General features: G+C 55.0%; 15 protein-coding genes. 13 read left to right on the forward strand and 2 right to left on the reverse strand.

What is annotated here, in order from left to right; translation table 11 throughout:
- The first annotated feature begins 19 nt into the window (after nt 1–19).
- The 6 genes from sdhA to Yoon_RS03345 all read left to right on the forward strand — a co-directional run bounded on the left by sdhA (nt 20) and on the right by Yoon_RS03345 (nt 5,624).
- A complete protein-coding gene (sdhA, locus tag Yoon_RS03320; protein ID WP_238110114.1) occupies nt 20–1,825 on the forward strand; it encodes a succinate dehydrogenase flavoprotein subunit in 1,806 nt (601 codons plus the stop codon).
- Complete coding sequence (locus Yoon_RS03325) at nt 1,825–2,163, forward strand: succinate dehydrogenase (protein WP_238110117.1); 339 nt, start codon at nt 1,825–1,827, stop codon at nt 2,161–2,163. Before sdhA ends, Yoon_RS03325 begins: the two co-directional genes overlap by 1 nt.
- Complete coding sequence (locus Yoon_RS03330; protein ID WP_238110119.1) at nt 2,163–2,465, forward strand: hypothetical protein; 303 nt, start codon at nt 2,163–2,165, stop codon at nt 2,463–2,465. Before Yoon_RS03325 ends, Yoon_RS03330 begins: the two co-directional genes overlap by 1 nt.
- Nucleotides 2,466–2,507: 42 nt before the next feature.
- Nucleotides 2,508–3,287, forward strand: coding sequence for a succinate dehydrogenase iron-sulfur subunit (locus tag Yoon_RS03335; RefSeq protein ID WP_238110121.1), 780 nt, complete (start codon nt 2,508–2,510; stop codon nt 3,285–3,287).
- A gap of 119 nt (nt 3,288–3,406) precedes the next feature.
- Nucleotides 3,407–4,795 carry a cell envelope integrity protein CreD gene (creD, locus tag Yoon_RS03340; protein WP_238110122.1) on the forward strand — a complete coding sequence of 463 codons (1,389 nt, stop codon included), beginning with the start codon at nt 3,407–3,409 and terminating at the stop codon, nt 4,793–4,795.
- Nucleotides 4,782–5,624, forward strand: coding sequence for a DUF1989 domain-containing protein (locus Yoon_RS03345; protein ID WP_238110123.1), 843 nt, complete (start codon nt 4,782–4,784; stop codon nt 5,622–5,624). The genes creD and Yoon_RS03345 overlap by 14 nt, the downstream gene beginning before the upstream one ends.
- Here Yoon_RS03345 and deoD read toward each other — a convergent pair.
- Nucleotides 5,621–6,325, reverse strand: a complete 705-nt coding sequence (gene deoD / locus Yoon_RS03350; protein ID WP_238110124.1) for a purine-nucleoside phosphorylase — start codon at nt 6,323–6,325, stop codon at nt 5,621–5,623. The two genes, Yoon_RS03345 and deoD, sit on opposite strands and share 4 nt — an antisense overlap.
- An 80-nt stretch (nt 6,326–6,405) precedes the next feature.
- The gene (locus tag Yoon_RS03355) at nt 6,406–8,367 is read right to left on the reverse strand and encodes a protein meaA (protein WP_238110125.1); all 1,962 of its coding nucleotides are present in this window, start codon (nt 8,365–8,367) and stop codon (nt 6,406–6,408) included.
- Between the two features lie 125 nt (nt 8,368–8,492).
- Here Yoon_RS03355 and Yoon_RS03360 point away from each other — a divergent pair, with 125 nt between their 5' ends.
- The 7 genes from Yoon_RS03360 (at nt 8,493) to Yoon_RS03390 (ending at nt 15,148) form a co-directional block, all read left to right on the forward strand.
- On the forward strand, nt 8,493–9,869 hold the full coding sequence (locus Yoon_RS03360) for a 1-acyl-sn-glycerol-3-phosphate acyltransferase (RefSeq protein WP_238110126.1): 1,377 nt from the start codon (nt 8,493–8,495) through the stop codon (nt 9,867–9,869).
- Nucleotides 9,870–9,948: 79 nt separating this feature from the next.
- On the forward strand, nt 9,949–10,296 hold the full coding sequence (locus tag Yoon_RS03365) for a hypothetical protein (protein WP_238110127.1): 348 nt from the start codon (nt 9,949–9,951) through the stop codon (nt 10,294–10,296).
- 140 nt (nt 10,297–10,436) lie between these two features.
- Nucleotides 10,437–11,711, forward strand: coding sequence for a crotonyl-CoA carboxylase/reductase (ccrA, locus tag Yoon_RS03370; RefSeq protein ID WP_238110128.1), 1,275 nt, complete (start codon nt 10,437–10,439; stop codon nt 11,709–11,711).
- Nucleotides 11,712–11,902: 191 nt separating this feature from the next.
- On the forward strand, nt 11,903–12,118 hold the full coding sequence (locus tag Yoon_RS03375) for a hypothetical protein (RefSeq protein ID WP_238110129.1): 216 nt from the start codon (nt 11,903–11,905) through the stop codon (nt 12,116–12,118).
- Entirely contained in the window at nt 12,096–12,827 is a 732-nt protein-coding gene (locus tag Yoon_RS03380) for a LuxR family transcriptional regulator (RefSeq protein ID WP_238110135.1), read from the forward strand. Before Yoon_RS03375 ends, Yoon_RS03380 begins: the two co-directional genes overlap by 23 nt.
- 118 nt (nt 12,828–12,945) lie before the next feature.
- Nucleotides 12,946–13,581: an acyl-homoserine-lactone synthase gene (locus Yoon_RS03385; RefSeq protein ID WP_238110139.1), complete on the forward strand. Its 636-nt coding sequence runs from the start codon at nt 12,946–12,948 to the stop codon at nt 13,579–13,581.
- A gap of 40 nt (nt 13,582–13,621) precedes the next feature.
- On the forward strand, nt 13,622–15,148 hold the full coding sequence (locus Yoon_RS03390) for an ATP-dependent RecD-like DNA helicase (protein ID WP_238110141.1): 1,527 nt from the start codon (nt 13,622–13,624) through the stop codon (nt 15,146–15,148).

Consider the following 15,148-nt stretch of genomic DNA (forward strand, 5'->3'; position numbering starts at 1 on the left):
TTAGCGGAGCAACAAAACAATGGCTGCATACGAATACGAAACCCACACCTATGACGCGATCGTTGTCGGTGCTGGTGGTGCTGGTCTGCGCGCGACGCTGGGTCTGGCGGAACAAGGGCTGCGGACAGCCTGTATCTCAAAGGTGTTTCCAACCCGCTCGCACACAGTTGCGGCGCAAGGTGGTATCGCTGCTTCGCTGGGGAACATGGGCCCCGATAGCTGGCAGTGGCATATGTATGATACTGTGAAAGGGTCTGACTGGTTGGGTGACACAGATGCGATGGAATATCTCGCACGCGAAGCCCCCAAAGCGGTATACGAGCTAGAGCACTACGGTGTGCCATTCTCGCGTACTGAAGAAGGCAAGATTTACCAGCGTCCATTTGGCGGCCACACCACCGAATTTGGCGAAGGCCCGCCCGTGCAACGGACCTGTGCCGCTGCTGACCGGACCGGTCACGCGATTTTGCACACGCTTTATGGGCAATCGCTGAAACAGCAGGCTGAATTCTACATCGAATATTTCGCGCTTGATTTGATCATGTCCGAAGATGGCGTCTGCCAAGGCGTCATCGCATGGAAGCTTGACGATGGCACGATGCATGTGTTCAACGCAAAAACTGTTGTGCTCGCGACCGGCGGCTATGGCCGCGCCTATTTCTCAGCCACGTCTGCACACACCTGTACAGGTGACGGCGGCGGTATGGTGGCGCGTCAGGGGCTGCCACTTCAGGACATGGAATTCGTGCAATTCCACCCAACCGGTATTTACGGCGCTGGCTGTCTGATCACCGAAGGCGCGCGCGGCGAAGGTGGGTATCTCACCAACTCTGAAGGTGAACGGTTTATGGAGCGGTACGCCCCGAACTACAAAGACCTTGCTCCGCGTGATTATGTCAGCCGCTGTATGACAATGGAAATTCGCGAAGGGCGCGGTGTGGGCGCAGGCGGTGATCATATTCACCTCAACCTCAACCACCTCCCATCCGAAGCGCTGGCAGAACGTCTGCCGGGTATTTCTGAATCGGCCAAGATTTTTGCCGGTGTTGACGTGACCAAAGAGCCGATCCCGGTTCTGCCGACAGTGCACTATAACATGGGCGGTATCCCAACCAACTATTACGGTGAGGTGCTGAACCCCACTGCCAAAGATCCAAACGCTGTTGTGCCGGGCCTGATGGCCGTTGGCGAAGCTGGCTGTGCCTCTGTGCATGGTGCGAACCGTCTTGGGTCGAATTCGCTGATTGATCTTGTGGTGTTTGGCCGCGCGGCTGCAATTCGTGCAGGCGAAGTGGTTGATCGCAACGCGCCAAACCCAACATTGAACCAGCCATCTGTTGATGCGTGTTTTGATCGTTTTGACGGGCTGCGCCACGCCAAAGGCAACATTGCCACGGCTGATCTGCGCCTTGAGATGCAAAAGGCGATGCAGGCAGACGCTGCGGTGTTCCGCACCGACAAAACTCTGGCCGAAGGTGTTGAGAAAATGACGGCGATTGCGGGTAAGATGGATGACCTCAAGGTCACTGATCGCAGCCTGGTTTGGAACTCTGACCTGATGGAAACACTGGAACTGACCAACCTGATGCCAAACGCTTTGGCAACAATCGTTGGCGCTGAGGCCCGCAAGGAAAGCCGTGGCGCCCACGCGCATGAAGACTACGCAACGCGTGACGATGAAAACTGGCGGGTGCACACAATCAGCCACGTTGACGGCAATAGCGTCAAGCTCAGCCACCGTCCTGTCATCACGACCCCACTGACAACCGAAAAGCAGGGCGGAATTTCCGAAGCGAAAATCGCGCCCAAAGAAAGGACGTTCTAATGTGGAAATATGGATTGATTGCTGCGACAGCCTTTGGCCTGTCTGGGTGTCTTGACGCGTCTGATAGCGTCGACCAAATCGCGCGCAGCAGCGCAAAAACTGTGGTGAATGGCGTCGTCGAGAGCAAGTTCCCTGGGGTCGATGCGACACCGGTGACCGATTGTATTATCGACAACGCATCCAGCAGCGAAATCGTTGAAATCGCACAGGCTGCTGTTGTTGGCACGACCTCTGCGACAACGGATCTGGTGGTCGAAATTGCCGGGCGTCCGGATACGATTTCATGCATCGCGGACGATACATTGGGTGTTGGCGATCTTTTGTCGGTGTTTGGCTGATGCGCGTGTGGCGGGGCAGTTTCGCAATTTTGGCCATGTGCCTTGTGGGTGCCTGCGCGGCAACGCCGCCTACGCCCGAGGAAGCAGCCCAACGTTGCGAAGAACGTGCGCGTGCCGCCCAAGCCCCCACTGGTGGGGTCAGCGTTGGTGTAAATAGCGACACAGGTGTTTCAACCGGTATCAGTATCGGCTTGTCCGCCGATCTGCTGCGCGGACGTGACCCGCAAGAAGTATACGAAAGCTGCGTCATTGATTTGACGGGCGAAATGCCGATCCGCCCCGCGCGGCTGCGGTCATTGTAAGAATTTTCGGGCAATATAGCCCGTGACGGAAGGAACATCGCGATGGTGCAACTGACACTCCCTAAGAATTCCCGCATGACGGTGGGAAAAACGTGGCCAAAGCCTGAAGGCGCGACCAATCTGCGCAAGGTGCAGATTTATCGTTGGAATCCAGATGACGGGAAGAACCCGCAACTCGACACATATTTCGTCGATATGGACACCTGCGGCCCGATGGTGCTGGACGTTCTGATCAAGATCAAAAACGAAATTGATCCAACCCTCACGTTCCGCCGCTCATGTCGCGAAGGTATCTGTGGGTCATGTGCGATGATGATCGACGGGGTGAACACGCTGGCGTGTATCTACGGGCTGGATGAGATTAAGGGCGATGTGAAAATCTATCCGCTGCCGCATATGCCTGTCATCAAGGATTTGATCCCTGACCTGACCCATTTCTATGCGCAGCACGCCTCAATCATGCCATGGCTGGAAACAAAAACGAACCGCCCCGCCAAGGAATGGAAACAGTCAATCGAAGACCGCAAAAAGCTTGATGGCCTGTATGAATGCGTGATGTGCGCGTCTTGCTCAACATCCTGCCCATCCTACTGGTGGAACAGCGACCGCTACCTTGGGCCGGCTGCGCTCTTGCACGCGTACCGCTGGATCATTGATAGCCGGGATGAGGCAACAGGCGAACGTTTGGATGATCTTGAAGACCCATTTAAACTGTACCGCTGCCACACGATCATGAACTGCGCCAAGACCTGTCCAAAGGGGCTGAACCCAGCCAAGGCGATTGCGCATATCAAAGGCATGATGGTCGAACGCGTCGTTTAACCTTTCCTGGTCACGTTGCCAGTGACGCCCTGCACATAAACTCACGAAAAGCCCTCGCAATTTTGCGGGGGCTTTTGTTTAGTAAACGCGCATACATGAATTGAAAAAGAGATCATAAAATGCGGTCAACAGGAATGCGGTTTTTTGTCGTGGGGCTTCTTGCCCTACTTATGTTTATTCCATTGTTTTTTGCGGGCGAAATTGTCGATAGCCGCGCAAGATATGCGCGCGAAAGCCTGCGCAGCGTGAGTAGCGAATGGGGCGGGCCACAGACCATATCGGGGCCGCAGCTTGTCATTCCTGTTGAAGGCCCCGTTGAGGTCGAAAAACAACGTGAGATAAGAGGAGATGACGGTGAGGTTCGGACAGAAACTTACTCCGAAATCGAAATACGCCGCCGCCAGTCGCTTGTGCTGTTGCCTGAAAACTTTGCAGTGGATTTTTCGACAGTGAGCGAAATCCGAAAACGGGGGCTTTTTGAAGTCCCGGTTTATCGTGCGAACAGCAGGCTTTCTTTTGATTTCTCGGTTGATGGGCTTGATGCCAACGTAGATGATCAGGATACGATTTTATGGCAACTGGCGCGCCTCGAGGTCGGATTAACATCCAATCGTGCGCTGCGCGGTGCTGCGATATTGTCCGTCGATGGTCACGACGTGCCCCTTCGGCCACGGCTGTCGTCATCTGGTGTGATGGCCGCAGTCGGTGACCCGCAAGAGGCGCTAACCTATGAACTCGTCCTTGAATTTAATGGCGCAAGGAGCCTGTATGTCGCACCTGTTGGTTGGTCAAATACGATAACCATGTCGAGCGATTGGCCACATCCAAGTTTTTCTGGTGCGTTCTTACCTGATAGCTCCGAGATATCAGAAGCGGGTTTTCACGCGCAGTGGACAATCCCAGGGCTTGCACGCCCCCTTCCACAAGTTTCCCGTAGCGATCAAATTGATAACGCCGCACAGCGAAGCTTTGGCGTGCGTTTTTATCAACCCAATGATTTTTATCAGCAAGCTTACCGCGCAGCGCGTTATGGGCTGCTCTTTATCTCATTGACGTTTTTGACAGTGTTGTTAATCGAAAAACGTCAGGCCCGCCCGGCGCACCCGGTGCAATACATATTGATTGGTCTTGCGCAGTCGACATTCGTTTTGTTGATGGTTGCCTATGCTGAACAGATCGGCTTTGGCGCCGCATATCTGCTGTCGGCCGCTGTGACGACCGCGTTGATCACATTTTACGCGTTTGTCGGTCTGAAGCTTGGTAATCGGGCATGGATAATGGGCGCTTTGCTCGTGGTTCTCTATGCGGTGCTGTATTTAATCCTGCGGAGTGCGGATTACGCGCTCATGTTTGGCGCGACCCTTGCGTTTATGGCAATTGCCGCCACTATGATCGCGACGAAAGACGAAGAATGGTATGGGGTAGAAGGCAAGAAAGCGCGACCTTGGATGCGCGCCAAAACCGCGCAGCCCCTGCCGCATACAGAGGTACCTGATGACTCCACCTAAAGATGCCGATGCGCGCCGCGCGGTCCCGCCGGTCATATGCTATCCGACGGATACGTTACCCGCCGCCGATATGGCGCTATATCAAGCCGCCCGCGACAGGTTAACACCCCTGTCGCGGGTGACTGTCGCGCCACGTGATGCAGCGGTAATCAAAGTGCCTGCCGGGCATTTCTTGCGTATTCATTCGGTTGATGGCCCGCAGGTTGGTGATTTGAACTTGTTTAATGCCAATGACCTGACAGAGCGTTTCTATTCCGGTAAAACCCGCGCGCTGCATGGCACGCATGTGACCACAGGCGACCGGTTGTGGTCGTCGTTTCCGACGCTGCGCCCAATGGCAACGGTGACGCATGATACGTTAGATTGGTACGGAATGGATGCATTTGGCGGCTCTGTGCATGATGTGATTGGGACGCGTTGTGATCCTTACACCGGGAATTTATTGTCTGGCGCGCAGTATCACCATTGTTGCCATTCCAACCTGACCCGCGCCTTGGCCGCGCATATGGGCCAGGGGTTAGACGCCGCTGAACCGCTGGTGCATGATGTGTTGAATGTATTCATGTGTACCGGGTTTACCCGCGATACCGGGCAGTATTTTATGAAAGCCAGCCCCGTGCGCCCCGGCGATTATATCGAACTGTTTGCGGAAATCGACCTGCTTGCCGTGCTCAGCGCTTGTCCGGGCGGCGATTGCAGTGCTGAACATTCAAGCGATGCGGCTGCGTGCTATCCGCTTGATATGGAAGTGCTGCGCCCCCAAGACGGCACCCTAGATGAGTGGGTGCCGCCTGTTATGAACAGATATGACCGCAGCCATGGTACTTAGGTAAAAGCCGCCTCAAGCGCGATTTCAACCATATCCCCAAAGGATTTTTCGCGGTCTTCGGCAGGCAGGGCCTCATGGGTGATGAGGTGATCGCTGACGGTGAGAACCGCAAGCGCGCGCCGCCCGTGGCGGGCCGCAAGGTTGTATAGCTCGGCCGCTTCCATTTCGACGCCTAGAATCCCATGACGCACCATTTGTTCGTTCAGATCTGGGCGTTCGTCATAGAACACATCAGATGAATAGATGCCGCCAACATGTGTGGGTACGTCTTTGGCCATGGCCGCGCGATGGGCTGCGGCAAGCAATCCGTAATCCGCGCATGGGGCAAAGTTCAATTCTTTGAAGATGCCGCTAGATGGGGTTGAAAGCGTTGATGCCGTCATTGCCAAGATCACGTCGCGAATGCCGACATTCTCTTGCATCCCGCCGCATGACCCGATGCGGATCAGCGTTTGCGCGTCGTAATCTTTGATCAATTCATTGGCGTAGATCGACAGTGACGGCATGCCCATGCCCGACCCTTGGATTGTGACCGGATGGCCGTTCCATGTGCCGGTAAACCCCAGCATTCCACGCACCTGATTGATGCAGCGCGCATCTGTTAGGAACGTTTCCGCCGCCCATTTCGCGCGATACGGATCGCCCGGCATCAAGACGGTAGGGGCAATGTCGCCTTTTTCAGCGCCGATGTGGATGGTCATGTCAGGTCTCCTTTTGCTTTTGCGTCAGACTATGCCGAACACGCGCAAAGCGGGAGACCCGAAGTTAGATTTCAGTCAGCTTAAGGTTTCTCGCGCGGGTCGACCAATTGAACAATATCACCCATGATCTTGTTCAATTCGAAATCTTTCGGCGTATATACTTTCGCGACGCCCATTTCCCGCAGCGAAATGGCGTCATCGTCAGGGATAATGCCGCCCGCAATGACGGGAATATGGGTTAGATTGGCGGCGGCAAGCTTTGTCATCACATCATGAACCAATGGCACATGCGATCCCGATAGGATCGACAGTCCAATGACATGCGCCTCGTTCTCGCGCGCGGCTGCGACAATCTCATCGGGCGTCAGGCGAATACCTTCATAGCTAATATCCATGCCGCAATCGCGCGCACGGGTTGCGATTTGTTCGGCGCCGTTAGAATGCCCATCAAGACCAGGTTTGCCGACCAAAAATTTCATACGTCGTCCCAGTGCGGAACTGACCAAATTGACCTGCTCACGAAGATCATCAAGCCCCTCAGTCCGGTTGGATTGGTTCGCGCTGACCCCGGTTGGCGCCCGGTATTGGCCAAAGACGCTGCGGATCACATCGGCCCATTCGCCTGTTGTCACGCCTGCACGCGCGCAGGCAATGGACGGGGGCATCATGTTGCTGCCGTCTGTGGCGGCAGTACGCAGCGCGGCGAGTGCAGTTTTAACCGCAGCATTATCGCGGTCAGTTTTCCATGCACGCAGACGGTCCAGCTGATCGGCCTCTGCTTCGGGGTCGGCAACCATAATCGCGTCATCGCCCGCGGTCAGCGGTGAGGGTTCGCCTGCTTGCCATTTATTGACGCCGACAACGGTGGTGCGCCCGTCTTCGATGCTTGCGATCCGCGCGGCGTTGCTTTCGACCAACCGTGATTTCATGTAGCCAATCGCGCCAACCGCGCCGCCCATCCCGTCGATTTGCGCCAGTTCTGCGCGCGCCCCTTCTTTGAGCGCGCCGACCTTGCGGTCAATGGCCGGGTTGCCGTCAAAGAGATCGTCGAATTCCAACAGATCCGTTTCATAGGCCAGAATTTGTTGCATCCGCAGCGACCATTGCTGGTCCCAAGGGCGCGGCAGGCCAAGCGCTTCGTTCCAAGCAGGTAACTGCACCGCGCGGGCGCGGGCATTCTTTGACAATGTCACGGCGAGCGTCTCAAGCAAAATGCGATAGACGTTGTTTTCAGGCTGCTGTTCGGTCAGGCCAAGGGAGTTCACCTGCACCCCATAGCGGAACCGGCGATATTTTGCGTCCTCCACCCCGTAGCGGGTCGCGCAGATTTCATCCCACAGCTCGACAAAAGCGCGCATTTTGCACAGCTCGGTGACAAAGCGGATGCCCGCATTCACAAAGAACGAAATACGGCCCACCATCGCTGGGAAGTCAGCGGTGGGTACTTTGTCTTTGAGGTCATCCAGAACGGCCGTCGCGGTTGCTAAAGCAAAAGCGAGCTCTTCTTCGGGTGTCGCACCGGCTTCTTGTAGATGGTAGGAACAGACGTTCATTGGGTTCCATTTAGGAAGATGCTCGCGGGTATATGCGGCGACATCGGTGATCATCCGCAAAGAAGGTTCCGGCGGGCAGATATAGGTGCCACGCGACAGGTATTCTTTGATGATGTCGTTTTGCACGGTGCCTTGTAGCGCGGAAATATCTGCACCTTGTTCTTCGGCGACGGCAATATAAAGCGAGAGCAACCAAGGCGCGGTGGCGTTGATCGTCATCGACGTGTTCATTTGGTCAAGCGGAATGTCATTGAACAGTGCGCGCATATCACCCAAATGGCTGACAGGTACGCCGACTTTGCCTACTTCGCCTTTGGCCAGCACGTGATCGCTGTCATATCCGGTCTGGGTTGGCAGATCAAAGGCGACGGAAAGCCCGGTCTGCCCTTTGGCAAGGTTGCCCCGGTAAAGCGCATTGGATGCGGCCGCAGTTGAATGGCCTGCGTAGGTCCGGAAAAGCCATGGGCGATCTTTTTGCGCGTGCGACATGTCGGGTCCCTTTGAAATAATGTTACGTTTATGGGTTACTATCCGGTATTTTGTGATGTTGTCAATTCGCTGCGTTGCGGCATGACGGGATTTACGTCGGCGCATTTCCCTGTCAGGTTCACGCGATGACGCAAACTGTTTCAATGCCATTGTGGGCTTTCGTCCTAATTGTCCTGTTTGCGGGGGTGACGTTTGCGTCGCATTTCCTATTTCCATCGGTGCGTTGGTTTTTTCGTAAACGGGCCGAACGCGTCATCGCGCGGGTGAATAAACGGCTTCAGCGCCCAATTGAGCCGTTCAAGCTCGCCCGGCGCTATGACATGATCCAGCGATTGATCTATGACCCCGAAGTGACTCGTGCGATCGTGGAATACGCCCGCAAAGAGAATGTCCCCGAAAACGTCGCCTTTGAAAAAGCCAAGGGCTACGCCCGCGAGATTGTTCCGTCCTTTTCAGCGACAGCTTATTTTAGCTATGGAATTCGGTTGGCGCGCTGGCTGTCGAAATCGCTGTACCGCATTCGTCTGGGAACATTTGATCGCAAACAATTGGCTGAGATAGACCCCGATGCTGCGGTCGTCTTTGTGATTAATCATCGCAGTAATATGGATTATGTGCTGGTCACTTATCTTGCGGCCAATGCGGGTGCGCTGTCTTATGCGGTGGGGGAATGGGCGCGGGTGTGGCCGCTTTCGCCGATCATCCGCGCGATGGGGGCCTATTTTATCCGACGTAAATCGCGTGGTGCGCTTTATCGTCAGGTGCTTGCGCGCTATGTGCAGATGGCCACGCGCGGCGGCGTGAGCCAAGCGGTATTTCCCGAAGGTGGGCTGAGCCTTGATGGGCGGATGGCACAGCCTCGTGTTGGGCTGCTCAATTATATCATAGATGATTTTGACCCGGACGCGCGCGAAGTTATTTTCGTACCCGTCGCCCTGAACTATGACCGGGTGCTTGAAGATACGTTTCTCATCGCTGCTGATCAGTCAGGGACACGGCGGTTTCGGCCACCTTTCATGCATGTGCTGCGCCGGGTAGGGCGACATGTTTGGTTGCGGATCACGCGCCAGTTTCGGACATTCGGAACTGCCTCGGTCAGCTTTGGTGATCCACTGAAGCTATCTGAGTATCACACAACGGCCCCTGCCAATGAGATCACCACGGCCGTCGCTGAGGAACTAAAGAAGCGGATCATGAGGGCGGTCCCGGTATTGGGCGTGCCGTTGGTTGCGCATGCGTTGGTCCATGATAACGTCGCCGACAGAGCTGCGCTCGAGGCGGTGATCGTGAAAAAACTTACTCAGCTCAAACCAAAACGAATGCCTCTGCCGCGACGCCCTGCGGATCAGATTGCATCCGATGCGTTGGACCGGCTTGCCGTCCGCGGGGCTATCAATATTGCTGGCGACACCATCGAAATCACGGAAACTGGCCAAGCAATTCTTGCATATTACGCAAACACTATTGCGCATCACTTTGACGCTGACGTTGCGGCACCCTAGGGATTGATCCGAATCAATCGCGGTGTTTACCTTTGTTTCGTGGCCAGTTTGGGCCGCGTTTAACGAGGGAGTAAACGGTATGGCATTTCATTTTAAATCTTTTGCTCTGGCGGCGACGGTCGCATTGGGCGCCTCTGGCTGCGTTGAAACAAGCACCGCATCCAGCGGAATGAACCGCAATGTGCTGATTGTGAACAACACGGGCTACACGATTTGGCGGTTCTACGGATCGCGCACCAGCACAAATTCATGGGAAGAAGACATCCTCGGATCGTCTATTTTGGCGAACGGTAGCTCCATCAACATCGATTTCGACGATGGTACGGGGGCTTGCATGTTTGATTTGAAAGCAGAATTCCGGGACGGAAGCAGCGTCGTACGCAACAATGTTAACGTCTGTCAGGTCTCTGCCGTGACTTTCTACTAAGTTACGCTGCGACGCGGCGGACATAAAGTTACAAAAATGTACATTGAGCAGTTGTAAAGTTGCGCAGTCAATATTATCCATCACATAGGCCGCTGATTCTGCGGCGCAGCAAAACGTGACCTTATGTGATGGAGACCGACATGGCCCTAGATCTGAATGCCCCCGCAGCAGCCCCGCAAAAGGCGCTTTATGAAGTCGGTGAAATTCCACCGCTTGGGCATGTGCCCGATCAAATGTACGCGTGGACGATCCGCCGTGAACGGCACGGTGAGCCCCTTGAGGCGTTCCAAGTAGAGACGGTCGATACCCCAAAGCCCGATAGCCACGAGGTGCTTGTTCTCGTGATGGCGGCTGGTGTGAACTACAACGGCGTTTGGGCCGGTCTGGGTATTCCGATCAGCCCGTTTGATGTCCATGGCGCAGATTTCCATATTGCCGGGTCCGATGCGTCCGGCATCGTTTGGGCCGTTGGCGACAAGGTCAAACGCTGGAAGGTCGGCGATGAAGTTGTCATTCACTGCAACCAAGATGATGGCGACGACGAACATTGCAACGGCGGCGATCCGATGTATTCCGAAAGCCAGCGGATTTGGGGCTATGAAACCCCCGATGGCTCCTTTGCGCAGTTCACGTGCGTGCAGTCGCAGCAATTGATGGCCCGCCCAAAGCACCAGACATGGGAGGAGAGCGCCTGTTATACGCTGACGCTTGCGACCGCTTACCGCATGTTGTTCGGTCACCACCCGCACGAGTTGAAACCCGGCCAAAACGTTTTGGTTTGGGGCGCATCAGGCGGGCTGGGATCTTATGCTATTCAGTTGATCAATACCGCAGGCGCGAATGCGATTGGTGTTATAAGTGATGAAACAAAGCGTGATTTTGTTATGTCATTGGGCGCAAAAGGGGTCATTAACCGCAATGACTTTAATTGCTGGGGGCAGATGCCAACCGTGAATACGCCCGAATATAAGACGTGGTTTAATGAAACACGTAAATTCGGCAAAGCGATTTGGGAAATCACTGGAAAAGGCAACAACGTCGATATGGTGTTCGAACACCCCGGCGAGGCCACGTTCCCCGTGTCCACATTTGTTTGTAAACGTGGTGGCATGGTTGTGATCTGTGCGGGGACAACCGGGTATAACCTGACGTTCGACGTGCGTTACATGTGGATGCACCAAAAGCGTCTTCAGGGCAGCCACTTTGCGAACCTGCAACAGGCGAGCGCGGCCAATAAGCTTATGATTGAACGTCGTTTGGACCCGTGCATGTCCGAAGTCTTCACTTGGGCAGAACTGCCAGAGGCCCATGCAAAGATGCGCCGCAATGAACATAAACCCGGCAACATGGCTGTGTTGATCCAAGCACCAAAAACCGGGCTGCGTTCGCTTGATGACGCGATCGAACGAGATTGATTGCACACGCATAGATGGATCTCATCCCTATGACGCTGCAATGTACTTGGCGCCTAATTATGCTGAGTTAATGTGAAATCTGTCCAAACCCCCCATAATTGGGGGGTTTGCGCCTGTGGATAAATAATTAATAGTTATCGTGTTGTTCTTGCAGAAAGAAACAACTTTGTAATTAGTTAAGGAATCGATAAATGGGCCACGAATGGATTCTCGATGTTATCACCGATCTGCAGCGATACGCGCAAACACATCAGCTTTCCGTTTTAGAAGCGCAGCTTGAAAATGCGGCAGCTTCCGCTAGGGTTGAAATGAGCCGTATGATCGAGAGTGCGCATTTTTTAGCGCAAGGGGAAAACACTGGAACTGAACAGCTTTCTGCAAACGTTGGAACAAGCGGAAACGCTTGAACAAATCCAAGATTTAACCGTGCAGCTGCGCGATATCTTCGCAGTGGATCACATGGTCTATCATTGGCTAAGTGCAGATGGTGAGCAATACGGGTTTGGCACCTATGATCCCGTTTGGGTCCAACACTATGTCGAAAATGATTATATCCGTATCGACCCTGTTATCATCGGGTGCTTCCAAAGATTTCACCCTGTTGACTGGCGTCAACTAGATTGGTCATCGCGTGCGGCAAAAGCGTTCCGAAAAGATGCGATTGCGCATGGTGTTGGCAATCAAGGTTTTTCATTCCCAATCCGCGGGCCCAATGGGCAACTGGCTTTGTTGACCACATCACACACAACCGATGACGCAAGCTGGGATGATTTCGTTCATGCGAATCAACGTGAATGGATATTGATCGCGCATTTTATGAACAGAAAGGTGCTGGCCCTTGCTGCGCAGCGACGACCAGAACCGATACGTCAGCTGTCCCCCCGCGAAGTTGAGGCGCTGACATTTCTTGGAATGGGGCATGGCCGCGCGCAAGTTGCTGAATTGCTGAATATTTCTGAGCATACTTTGCGCGCCTATATTGAAAGCGCCCGGTTTAAGCTTGGTGCGCTTAACACCACCCATGCAGTCGCACGCGCGGTTGGTGAAGGGCTAATCGTTGTCGGCGGTGCCGCCCGCGAGGCCAGCGGCGGTTGGCCCGGTCGCGAAGACGAATAACGCTGCGGTGCAGCAATTTGTTAACAAACCATTAATATCGCGCACGCGCGATTAACGAACTGCCCGCGCACGCGCCCTTACCCTTGAGCTATCCAATCATGCTGAAGGGGAATTTTCTATGTTGCGCTATATCTACGGGAATGACTTGGCCCGGCGACCAGTTTTGAAGCACACAATGCACCGTGATCGGGCCGAGCAATTTGCGGAGCGGCTCCGCTGGGCGGTGTCCGTTGATGAAAACGGCGAAGAACACGACGAATATGATGCGATGAACCCGCTCTATGTAATCTGGGAAAACGCGGATGGCACCCATGGTGGATCGATGCGGTTTTTACCAACGAGCGAACGCACGATGGTCAATGATCATTTTTCAAACCTATTGAACGGCGAACGGATCGAAAGCCCATATATCTGGGAGTGCACGCGCTTTGTCCTTGGTCAACAGGCCACCCCCCGTGTCGCAGCGGCAATGATGCTTGCAGGTGGCGAATTGATGCGCGCGTTTTCGTTAACGCATCTTCTGGGCGTCTTTGATCCACGTATGGTACGCATCTATAGTATGATCGGCGCCTCGCCAGAGGTATTGGGCAGCGCTGGAACAGGCCGCGATAAAATCAGCGTCGGTCTTTGGCCTTTCCGTCCCGAAGATCGTGCGCGCGTTTTGCGCCGTGCGCAGGTCACGTCGGACCAATCCGAAGCCTGGTTTGATCTATCGTTTGGTCAATCTATTCAGGCGATGCAAAAGGTGGCGTAATCCACTGGCACGCCCGCGATCGCGCAGGTAGTGTCGCGGCATGAACGCACCAGCCATTACATTCTCTGACGATCAGGCCGAGGCTTGGGATAACGTCGCAGCCGCACTACGCCAATCGGGTGTGGATTTGGACGACAGCCTGCTGACGCCGCCCGCATCAGAAAAATCCTCTGTCATGGCGGTTATCGGTAAGGCCGGGTCTGGCAAAACCATGTTGCTCGCCCAGCTATACAAGGCGCTTGAAGAAGCCGGCGTTGATGTGGTGTCGGGCGATTGGGAAGGGCGCAAGCGCAAAGATCGGCGCACTTTGGCGATCTTGGCGCCAACAAACAAAGCCGCCAGCGTGTTGCGCAACCGGGGCGTTCCGGCGACCACCATTCACCGGATATTGTACACACCGATGTATGATCCGGAATACGAAAAAATCGCCGAATGGCTAGCCGGGCAGGGGGACCGCCCTGAGATTGAAGGGTTGACAGATGTGGCACTGGACCGCGCCTATGCGTCCTATCAGGTCAATAGCTCTGTCCCGGCAGCACTGGCGGCTGCGGGGTTGCGTGGCAGTGATTTTATTACCGGATGGAAACGCCGCGAAGACCCGTTGGACATAGGGTTCGTCGATGAAAGCTCCATGTTGGATGAAAAGCAGTTCGAAGACCTGCAAGAAATTTTTCCGACGCTCATTCTGTTTGGTGATCCAGCGCAGCTCCCCCCGGTGAAATCATCTGGCGGGATGGTGTTTGAAACCCTGCCGGCCAAACGGGTGCAGGTCTTGAACCGCATCCACCGTCAAGATGCGGGCAACCCGATTCTTGATCTGGCCCATGCGTTGGCCGACCCGATGGTGGATTTTTATGCGTTTGAACGGATGGTTGCAGAGGCCGCAAAGATTGACGAACGTGTGGTGATGGCCCAACGTGTCGAAGCGGATTTGATGGCCCGTTCGCCCTGCCTGGTTTGGCGCAACGCGACACGTATCCGGTTGATCCATGCCTTTCGCGCGGCGTTTGGTGCGCCAGGTGATGAATTACTCGCGGGTGAGCCGTTGATTTGTGACGGGATTGAACTGCCGCTGAAGCACCGCAAAAAGCGCCTTGATCTTGAGGCCCGTGGCCTGATCAAAGGTGCGCAAGTGATCTACCTTGGGCCGGGCCGCAAACCCGGCTTTTCGCGCCTGCATGTGATGGGTGCCGAAGACCCGCAAGTCAGCGCGGCGAGCATCGTGAAGATTGAACAAGAGGGTGACGAGGAACCGTTTATCCCCTTTGCCGCGCGGATGGGGGCGACGTTCTTGCACGGCGCTGCAGTGACGATCCATAAGGCGCAAGGGTCGCAATGGGATACGGTGCAAGTATTCGCACCTGACATCGAAATTGCCAGCCGCATGGGTCGGGTCGAAGCCGGGCAACCCCTGTGGAAACGGCTTGCCTATGTTGCGATCACCCGTGCAGAAAACCAATTGCGCTGGGTGGTGCGCAACCGCTTGGCCCGCCCCGAAGGCACGCTACGTGTCGATGATTTGACGGTACCCGACGCGCCCTTCACGTTGGTCAGCGAAGAAGTTTAA

Source organism: Yoonia sp. I 8.24, assembly GCF_022096995.1.
In the GTDB taxonomy this organism is placed as follows: domain Bacteria; phylum Pseudomonadota; class Alphaproteobacteria; order Rhodobacterales; family Rhodobacteraceae; genus Yoonia.

Bases quoted from the DNA above. Each gene is read 5' to 3' on its own strand.
- Yoon_RS03330 (WP_238110119.1), top strand. From the start codon at position 2,163: ATGCGCGTGTGGCGGGGCAGTTTCGCAATTTTGGCCATGTGCCTTGTG.
- ccrA (WP_238110128.1), top strand. From the start codon at position 10,437: ATGGCCCTAGATCTGAATGCCCCCGCAGCAGCCCCGCAAAAGGCGCTT.
- Yoon_RS03345 (WP_238110123.1), top strand. From the start codon at position 4,782: ATGACTCCACCTAAAGATGCCGATGCGCGCCGCGCGGTCCCGCCGGTC.
- Yoon_RS03375 (WP_238110129.1), top strand. From the start codon at position 11,903: ATGGGCCACGAATGGATTCTCGATGTTATCACCGATCTGCAGCGATAC.
- deoD (WP_238110124.1), bottom strand. From the start codon at position 6,325: ATGACCATCCACATCGGCGCTGAAAAAGGCGACATTGCCCCTACCGTC.
- Yoon_RS03385 (WP_238110139.1), top strand. From the start codon at position 12,946: ATGTTGCGCTATATCTACGGGAATGACTTGGCCCGGCGACCAGTTTTG.
- Yoon_RS03335 (WP_238110121.1), top strand. From the start codon at position 2,508: ATGGTGCAACTGACACTCCCTAAGAATTCCCGCATGACGGTGGGAAAA.
- sdhA (WP_238110114.1), top strand. From the start codon at position 20: ATGGCTGCATACGAATACGAAACCCACACCTATGACGCGATCGTTGTC.
- Yoon_RS03365 (WP_238110127.1), top strand. From the start codon at position 9,949: ATGGCATTTCATTTTAAATCTTTTGCTCTGGCGGCGACGGTCGCATTG.
- creD (WP_238110122.1), top strand. From the start codon at position 3,407: ATGCGGTCAACAGGAATGCGGTTTTTTGTCGTGGGGCTTCTTGCCCTA.
- Yoon_RS03360 (WP_238110126.1), top strand. From the start codon at position 8,493: ATGACGCAAACTGTTTCAATGCCATTGTGGGCTTTCGTCCTAATTGTC.
- Yoon_RS03325 (WP_238110117.1), top strand. From the start codon at position 1,825: ATGTGGAAATATGGATTGATTGCTGCGACAGCCTTTGGCCTGTCTGGG.
- Yoon_RS03390 (WP_238110141.1), top strand. From the start codon at position 13,622: ATGAACGCACCAGCCATTACATTCTCTGACGATCAGGCCGAGGCTTGG.
- Yoon_RS03355 (WP_238110125.1), bottom strand. From the start codon at position 8,367: ATGTCGCACGCGCAAAAAGATCGCCCATGGCTTTTCCGGACCTACGCA.